7 protein-coding genes are annotated in these 7,915 nt (G+C 50.3%); 3 read left to right on the top strand and 4 right to left on the bottom strand.

Features of this window, described 5'->3' with window-relative positions:
• The first annotated feature begins 201 nt into the window (after positions 1-201).
• Entirely contained in the window at positions 202-483 is a 282-nt protein-coding gene (locus RYZ26_RS17985; protein ID WP_317684641.1) for a hypothetical protein, read from the top strand.
• A gap of 5 nt (positions 484-488) precedes the next feature.
• Positions 489-881 carry a hypothetical protein gene (locus RYZ26_RS17980; RefSeq protein WP_317684640.1) on the top strand — a complete coding sequence of 131 codons (393 nt, stop codon included), beginning with the start codon at positions 489-491 and terminating at the stop codon, positions 879-881.
• A 717-nt stretch (positions 882-1,598) separates the two neighbouring features.
• Here RYZ26_RS17980 and hutG read toward each other — a convergent pair.
• The 4 genes from hutG to hutI are packed head-to-tail and all read right to left on the bottom strand — an operon-like array spanning position 1,599 to position 6,998.
• On the bottom strand, positions 1,599-2,546 hold the full coding sequence (hutG, locus tag RYZ26_RS17975) for a formimidoylglutamase (RefSeq protein ID WP_317684639.1): 948 nt from the start codon (positions 2,544-2,546) through the stop codon (positions 1,599-1,601).
• 4 nt (positions 2,547-2,550) lie between these two features.
• Positions 2,551-4,224, bottom strand: a complete 1,674-nt coding sequence (gene hutU, locus RYZ26_RS17970; protein WP_317684638.1) for a urocanate hydratase — start codon at positions 4,222-4,224, stop codon at positions 2,551-2,553.
• Positions 4,225-4,243: 19 nt separating this feature from the next.
• Entirely contained in the window at positions 4,244-5,788 is a 1,545-nt protein-coding gene (gene hutH / locus RYZ26_RS17965) for a histidine ammonia-lyase (RefSeq protein ID WP_317684637.1), read from the bottom strand.
• 1 nt (position 5,789) lies between these two features.
• Positions 5,790-6,998 carry an imidazolonepropionase gene (gene hutI, locus RYZ26_RS17960; protein ID WP_317684636.1) on the bottom strand — a complete coding sequence of 403 codons (1,209 nt, stop codon included), beginning with the start codon at positions 6,996-6,998 and terminating at the stop codon, positions 5,790-5,792.
• A 169-nt stretch (positions 6,999-7,167) separates the two neighbouring features.
• Between hutI and RYZ26_RS17955 the strand changes: the two genes are divergently transcribed.
• Positions 7,168-7,875 (top strand): UTRA domain-containing protein, encoded by a 708-nt coding sequence (locus RYZ26_RS17955; protein ID WP_317684635.1) that lies wholly within the window; start codon positions 7,168-7,170, stop codon positions 7,873-7,875.
• The last annotated feature ends 40 nt before the right edge of the window (positions 7,876-7,915 follow it).

Below are 7,915 nucleotides of genomic sequence, written 5' to 3'. Positions count from 1 at the left end.
TAGCGTTTTCCATGGGATAGTATCCCATTTTTATGATAAAATCGCACCCGAAAATTAATGCAGACAACGCCTTAACTTAGTGCCATTCGGGACAGCCACCTAATTAAATTTCGTGACTGTCCCCGGAACTCCAATCCGGTTAAGGGAATTCAAATTGGAAATAAAACCGTTTTACCCGACCCAAACAATAAAGGCGGTGCAATGGTTTTCGATGGTGTTTCTACATCAGATGTGAAAAAATACTTTCAACAGCTAACAGGGCAGCCGTTGCCTAAAGCAGTTAAGCTGCCTCCAATTAGAAATAAAACGACTGGTGAAATGCAAGAAGGAGGCATTCGCTATACTATTAAAACTCCCGAAGGAAACTTCAACTTAAGAGACACATCAGCTTCAGCATCTCAAACAGGTGCAAAATGGACGATTGATGTACCTAGCACGGCTATTGGAAGAAAGGGCAAGGGGTCTGAAATTAAATTCAGATAAAGCTTATGATTATCTCAGATAAGAATGAAATTTATGAGCATGCGTTTGGCTGTTGGATTACCGCCTTTTGGGGTGCTCTAAAAGTTTACAACCCTTCACTAACTCTAAAAGTACAAAAAGAAACTTTCTTTACCTTGCTTAAAGAGTTTTTAGATGAAGGACAAATTGTCTTACTTGTACCTTATAGCCTTTATCAGAAAACACCTGAACGAGACATGTACGATTGTAAAGGTATTTGGGATGTTCCTCACACGGAAATGATATCTTACATGCGCACTCACTGGCCTGACGGAATAACTGATGAAAATGACTTGAAGCTCAATGATTATTTTTATTCAGAATATTGCCCAATGATTGGTTGGGTGGATGAAGAGCATCAAACAATCATTGTTTCATGAATTCCGGGGACATCGGAATTCCGGGGTCAGCCACGAATGGCACTAAGTTAAGGCCTTCTCTGCATTGATTTCCGGGTGCGATTTTGTCGTAAAAATGGGATACTATCCTATGGAAAACGGTAGCTTATATCTTCCGGGGTTGCACTTGTCCACGTTACGGCGCAAGCCCCGTTCCGCCCTTCAAAAATTGGTCGATGAAACAGCAAGACTTCGGCGACATTCCCTATCTCAACTCGGAGATTGTTTTTCCAAATTCATCCCAATGAAGGAACTGGATCAAAGGAGTGATCGCCCTTTTGGACCTGGCTTTTTGGCTTTCAAAGAATGCCCGACAATCTTTTCCATCTCTTCAACAAACTGATCTGATCCAAGGGGGCGGTTCAAACCTTCCTGCTTTCTCAATTTTGTTAACTCTTCCTCCTTCAATCCTTCAGCCAAAAACGCGAGCCAACTTTCTGTTCTCTCAAGAAGAGGAAAAACGCGACACACTCCTGAATCATCCGCAGTAATATGCGCACCAGCACTACTCCAATCCCAATCTTGTGCATTCTGACAAAGCTTTGCCAGGCACCCCAGGATTGGAAATGGAGCAGCACCCGCTCACATATCGAAGCTATAAATGATGGCGTATGCAATCCCACACCATTGCTGGAACAGGTTGACTGCTGGCTATCCTTCCTTGAAAGTGGGTTGTCCCCGGAATTCGAATTCGCAATATTACTTAGCTGTCATGGCGAGTGTGGTTTTATTGACTAGCCTTGCTGCAACCCTTGCGCCGTGGCTATTTATATCCAGTTCAGGATTAAATTCAACGATATCAGATAAAGGCCAGTTAATTTCAAGTGAGGCGAGATGATCGATGATTTTTTCCAATACTCCCAGTTCTACGCCATATGATGCTGGCGCGCTGACAGCTGGCATCTGCCAATGGGGTAAGACATCAAGGTCAATTGTGAGATAAAGGTAGTCACAATCTTTCAGGAAGCTATCTATCTTCAATTTGATTTCTTCCATCTGATGGATGCCAATATCATAGTCCAGCATATATTGAACATTCCATTTCCTGCATCGTTCAAACAAGGCGGATGTGTTGGATGTTTCTGCAATCCCAAGACAGAGATATTTCATCTCTTGTCCACGCTCCATAAGCATCTGATGGATTTGGTAAAAGGGTGTGCCGGACGAAACACCTTTTTCTCCTGGTTTTCTGAGATCAAAATGGGCATCTAAATTGATGATTCCAATTGTTTGATCTGATTTATTCGCCAGATGTTTCAACAATCCTTTAAAACTGCCAGCCGCTGTTTCATGCCCTCCCCCTAAGACGATGGTTTTGGCGGTCTGAGCCAGTGCCTGTTCAACCTGTTGCGCAAGGTCGTCCTGTGCCTCTTCAAGATGGGTGGAAACCTCAATGTTTCCATAATCACAGACAGTAGCTGCGTCTCGGTGCCAGGCCATGTTGGCAAGTGCGCCCCGGATTGCATCGGGGCCTGCTTTTGCCCCGATGCGCCCCTTGTTATTTTCTACGCCTAAATCACAGGCAAATCCGATCAGGCTGGCAATACAGTTATTTGACTTTTCAGATGTCACAATCTGATGCCATCTTTTCGCATTGGGGCCGTCTTCTGGGTCTTGTCGCCCTGTCCATTTAAACGTTTCTGCCATGGGTTTAGTCTTTCAAAATTGCAGGCAGGTTCAATTCATGTTCACGCGCACACTCTTTGGCGATATCGTAGCCCGCATCTGCATGACGCATGACACCTGTTGCCGGATCGTTCCAGAGCACGCGTTCCAGGCGCTTTGCTGCTTCATCGGTACCATCGGCACAAATTACCACACCGGAATGTTGGGAAAAGCCCATGCCAACCCCGCCGCCATGATGCAAGCTGACCCATGTCGCGCCTGAGGCCGTGTTCAATAATGCATTCAGCAATGGCCAGTCCGAGACCGCGTCCGATCCATCTTTCATGCTTTCCGTTTCCCGGTTGGGCGACGCAACGGAGCCTGAGTCCAGGTGGTCACGACCGATCACGACAGGGGCGGACAGTTCCCCGTTTTTGACCATTTCGTTAAAGGCAAGACCAAGGCGATGGCGATCCCCCAGACCGACCCAGCAAATGCGCGCGGGCAGGCCCTGAAATTCAATGCGTTCAGCCGCCATATCCAGCCAGTTGTGCAGATGTTTATTATCCGGCAGCAGTTCTTTCACCTTGGCATCTGTCTTTCGAATGTCTTCCGGATCACCAGACAATGCAGCCCAACGAAACGGGCCAACGCCTTTACAGAAAAGCGGGCGGATATATGCAGGAACAAACCCCGGGAAGCTGAAGGCATTCTCAAGCCCTTCTTCAAAAGCCATCTGGCGGATGTTATTGCCGTAATCCACCGTCGGAATGCCGCGTTCAGAAAAGGCGACCATGGCTTCGACCTGGGTGCGCATGGACGCACGGGCTTCTTTTTCCACACGTTTGGGGTCCGTTTCACGCCGTTCAATCCATTCCGCCATGGTCCAACCTTGGGGCAGATAACCGTTGATGGGGTCGTGCGCCGAAGTTTGATCGGTTACCAGGTCCGGCTTGATGCCACGTTTGACAAGTTCTGGGAAAATATCAGCGCAGTTGCCAAGTAGGGCAACGGATTTTGCCTCGCCCGCAGCGGTCCATTTGTCAATAAGCGCAAGGGCTTCATCCAGATCGTCGGTCTTTTCATCCACATATCGGGTACGCAGGCGAAAATCGATACTGTCCGGGTTACATTCCACCGCCAGGCAGCAAGCCCCAGCCATAACAGCCGCCAAAGGCTGGGCACCGCCCATTCCGCCAAGGCCGCCTGTTAAAATCCATTTGCCTTTCAGGTTACCATCAAAATGCTGACGACCCGCTTCAACGAAGGTTTCATATGTGCCTTGAACGATCCCTTGCGATCCAATGTAAATCCAGGATCCGGCGGTCATCTGGCCGTACATCATCAGGCCTGCTTTATCCAGCTTGTTGAAATGATCCCAGTTGGCCCAGTGCGGTACAAGGTTTGAATTGGCGATCAACACACGCGGTGCATTTTCGTGGGTCTGGAAAACGCCAACAGGTTTGCCTGATTGCACCAGCAAAGTCTGATTGCTTTCAAGATTGCGTAGTTCTTCTGCAATGGTATCAAAATCATCCCAGGTGCGTGCACAGCGACCGATCCCGCCATAGACAACCAGCTCGTTCGGGTTTTCAGCAACATCCGGGTCCAGATTGTTCATCATCATGCGTAACGGGGCTTCGGTCAGCCAGGATTTTGCAGAAATTTCAGGACCACGGGGGGCTCGAACTTCGCGGATATTGTGACGTGGGTTAGACATTCTTTTCTCCAAAAATAAATTATGCTGTTGCGTTGTTCAGGCTGGGCAGGACATCAAGGCCTGCTGCCTCACACAGGGATCCGCTACGCAGCAGATCAGCGGCTGTTTCAAGTTCAGGGGCAATATAGCGATCATCTTGAAGTCCGGGGATGTGTTCGCGAATGGTGTCCAGCACCTTCTGCAGACGATCACTGGTTTTTAACGGTTGTCGGAACTCCACGCCTTGTGCTGCGGCCAAGGCTTCAATCCCCAGAATGCGTTCCAGATTTGCATTCATCTGCAACAGGCGACGTGCGCCATGACAGGCCATGGACACATGGTCTTCCTGATTGGCGGATGTTGGCGTGGAATCAACAGAGGCCGGATGGGACATCTGTTTATTTTCAGACATCAGGGCAGCCGAAGTAACTTCGGCAATCATCAGGCCTGAATTCAATCCCGGTTTGGGCGACAGAAAAGCAGGCAGGCCAAAGCTGAGGGCGGGGTCAACCAGCAGCGCGATACGGCGTTGTGAAATTGCCCCGATTTCAGAAAGGGCAATGGCGATTTGATCCGCAGCAAAGGCAACGGGTTCCGCATGAAAATTCCCGCCCGATACAATCCGGCCATCGCTTAGGGTCAGGGGGTTATCAGTTACCGCGTTGGCTTCGATTTCAAGGGTCGTGGCGGTATGCCGTAGAAGATCAAGCACGGCCCCAATCACCTGTGGCTGGCAGCGGATGCAATATGGGTCCTGAACGCGGGTATCGTCATCGCGATGTTCATCCCGGATTTCTGACCCAGCCATCAAGCTGCGCAGCGCGGTGCCGGCTTCGATCTGCCCGCGATGACCACGTAATGTGTGGATGTTCGGATGAAACGGGGCGGATGACCCCATGGCTGCATCGGTTGAAAGCGCCCCTGTCACCAATGTGGATTGGGCGCAGTTCCAGGCCTTGAACAGACCAACAAGGGCAAGGGCGGTGGATGTTTGTGTGCCGTTGATCAGGGCGAGGCCTTCTTTGGGGCCCAGTTCGATGGGGGCAAGTCCGGCCTTTTCCAATGCATCTGCACCGCCAAGGCGCTGGCCGTCATAAAATGCTTCACCTTCGCCCATCATGACAGCGGCCATATGGGCAAGGGGGGCCAGGTCACCGGAGGCCCCGACCGACCCCTGTTCCGGGATGACCGGGATCACACCTTTGATCGACATATTTTCCAGCTGTTCGATGGTGGTCCAACGCACACCGGAGGCACCGCGCCCCAGCGATAACAGTTTCAGTGCCATGATCAGGCGGACGATGCCTTCATCCAGCGGATCGCCCACGCCGCAGCAATGAGACAAAATCAGATTGCGTTGCAGGGTGGTAGTGTCTTCAGCTGGGATTTTGATGCTGGCAAGTTTACCAAATCCCGTATTCACGCCATAGACGGCCTCGTCACCATTGGCGGCGTCACGGATGATCTTTTCGCTTTTTTCAACGGCCTGTTTACAGCCGCGATCAATCTTTACAGGCTGAAGCGTACTGTAAATTGTCTTGAATTCGTTGAGCGTTGCGTGACCGGGGATCAGGGTCATGGTCATTTCAGGCATCTCCGTAGATACGTTTGATTAGGGGGTTAAAACCTGCGCGATAAGCAAGTTCGTTTGGATGTTCCACATTCCAGATGGCAAGATCAGCACGTTTGCCGATCTCCAGACTGCCAACTTCACACTGCAGGCCAAGGGCTTTGGCCGCGTTGCGTGTGACGCCTGCAAGGGCTTCTTCGGGTGTGGCTTTAAACAGGGTGCAGGACATATTCATGGTCAGTAACAGGGAGGTCAGCGGAGAAGAGCCGGGATTACAGTCAGTTGCAAAGGCCACGGGCACGCCAGCCTCTCTTAATCTATCAACAGGCGGCAATCTGGTTTCACCCAGCGTATAGAATGCACCGGGCAGAAGGACCGCAACGGTGCCGGATTTCTTCATAGCCTGGATGCCGTCTTCTTTCAGATATTCCAGATGATCGGCGGACAATGCATTGAAAGAAGATGCCAGAACAGTCCCTTTCAAATCAGAAAGTTGTTCGGCGTGGAGTTTGACTGGGATATCGAGATCGGCGGCGCAGTCAAAGACCAGTTTGACCTGTTTGGGTGAAAAACCGATGCCTTCACAAAAAGCGTCAACGGCATCAACAAGCCCTTCGTCTGCAGCCTGTTTTAATGTGGGCAGGCAAACTTCGCTGATATATTTGTCCCCATTGCCCGCATATTCTTCAGGAACGGCATGAGCCCCCAGAAAGGTTGTCTTGATACGAACAGGGCGCAGGGTTGCCAGTTTGCGTGCGGCACGCAGCATCTTGAGCTCGTCCGCCATGGTCAGCCCATAGCCGGATTTGACCTCTAGGGTGGTCACGCCCTCTTTTATCAGATGATCAAGCCGCGGCAGGGCAATCTCAACCAGTTCATCTTCGCTTAGGGCGCGGGTTTGACGCACGGTTGAGACAATACCGCCGCCTGCGCGTGCGATCTCTTCATAACTTGCCCCGTTCAGGCGCATTTCAAATTCTTGCGCCCGGTTGCCACCATAGATCAGGTGGGTGTGGCAATCGATCAAACCGGGGGTGACGAGCGCGCCTTCCAGGTCTTCGCTTTCGCGCTCTTTATGGCTTTGCGGGATCTGGTCTGTCGGGCCAATCCAGTCGATTTTACCGTCAGAGACAGAAAGGGCAGCATCAGACAGCAGACCATAGGGAGTAGTCACGCCTTCAGACATTGTTGCGATATGCGCATTGATATAGTTTTTGCCGCCCATTTTGACTGCCCTGCAATTAGCTATGTATGATCATATAGATATTATGTATATACATAATGGTCAATTGTAAAATCAATTGGCCTTGTGCTTTTTTTGTTGCACAATGGGGTAACACTTCTGAAATTGGTCTTATTGTGTTTGTTTTCAATCACTTTTGAAATGCGCGACGATGGTAAAGAAATCAGGTCAATCTTCCTTCCAGATGATCCATGACGATATTTTGAACAAGATAAAGACGCGCCACTGGATGCCGGGGGAGACGATTCCGGGGGAAGAGGCGCTGGCGGTAACTTATGGCTGTTCACGCATGACCGTAAACCGCGCCATCCGTGAACTGGCAGCCAAGGGGATTGTGGAGCGCCGTCGCAAAGCAGGCACACGGGTGATGGCGCAGCCGGACCGATCTGCAAAAATCTGTATCTCGGTGGTCCGAAAAGAAGTTGAAAGTCGCGGGGCCAGATATCGTTATGTTCTGTTGGAACGTGATGTTGTTGTTCCCAACGACGGGGTGCGTGCCAAGCTCGCTATAAAACAGGGGCAGAAAGCACTGCATCTGAGATGCTTACATTTTGCAGATGAGGTGCCTTTTCAATATGAAGAGCGCTGGATTAATCTGCAGCGCGTCCCCAAGGCAGAAGAACAGGATTTTCATGAAAAAAACCCCAATGAATGGCTGATCGCGGAAGAACCTTTTCTGGAGGCCGAACATGTATTTTCCGCCCAGTTGGCCGACGGTCAGTTGGCCGAACTGTTGAACGTCAAGGAAGGCAGCCCCCTCTTTGTGGTGGAACGCCGGACCTGGCAGGGTGATGATACAATCACCTCTGTAAAACTAAGTTATCCCGGTGACAGTTATAAACTGGTTTCCAGAGATTGAAGGTGGCTGAATTACTTGATTGCTGAAGTTGAGAGTGTGG

Origin of the sequence: Terasakiella sediminum (assembly GCF_033100395.1) — a bacterium.
Classification (GTDB): Bacteria; Pseudomonadota; Alphaproteobacteria; order Rhodospirillales; family Terasakiellaceae; genus Terasakiella.
The sequence above is the reverse complement of the archived record's forward strand: the minus strand, read 5'-3'. Positions and strand labels throughout refer to the sequence as shown.

Bases quoted from the DNA above. Each gene is read 5' to 3' on its own strand.
- RYZ26_RS17985 (WP_317684641.1), top strand. From the start codon at position 202: ATGGTTTTCGATGGTGTTTCTACATCAGATGTGAAAAAATACTTTCAA.
- hutH (WP_317684637.1), bottom strand. From the start codon at position 5,788: ATGACCATGACCCTGATCCCCGGTCACGCAACGCTCAACGAATTCAAG.
- RYZ26_RS17955 (WP_317684635.1), top strand. From the start codon at position 7,168: ATGGTAAAGAAATCAGGTCAATCTTCCTTCCAGATGATCCATGACGAT.
- hutI (WP_317684636.1), bottom strand. From the start codon at position 6,998: ATGGGCGGCAAAAACTATATCAATGCGCATATCGCAACAATGTCTGAA.
- hutG (WP_317684639.1), bottom strand. From the start codon at position 2,546: ATGGCAGAAACGTTTAAATGGACAGGGCGACAAGACCCAGAAGACGGC.
- RYZ26_RS17980 (WP_317684640.1), top strand. From the start codon at position 489: ATGATTATCTCAGATAAGAATGAAATTTATGAGCATGCGTTTGGCTGT.
- hutU (WP_317684638.1), bottom strand. From the start codon at position 4,224: ATGTCTAACCCACGTCACAATATCCGCGAAGTTCGAGCCCCCCGTGGT.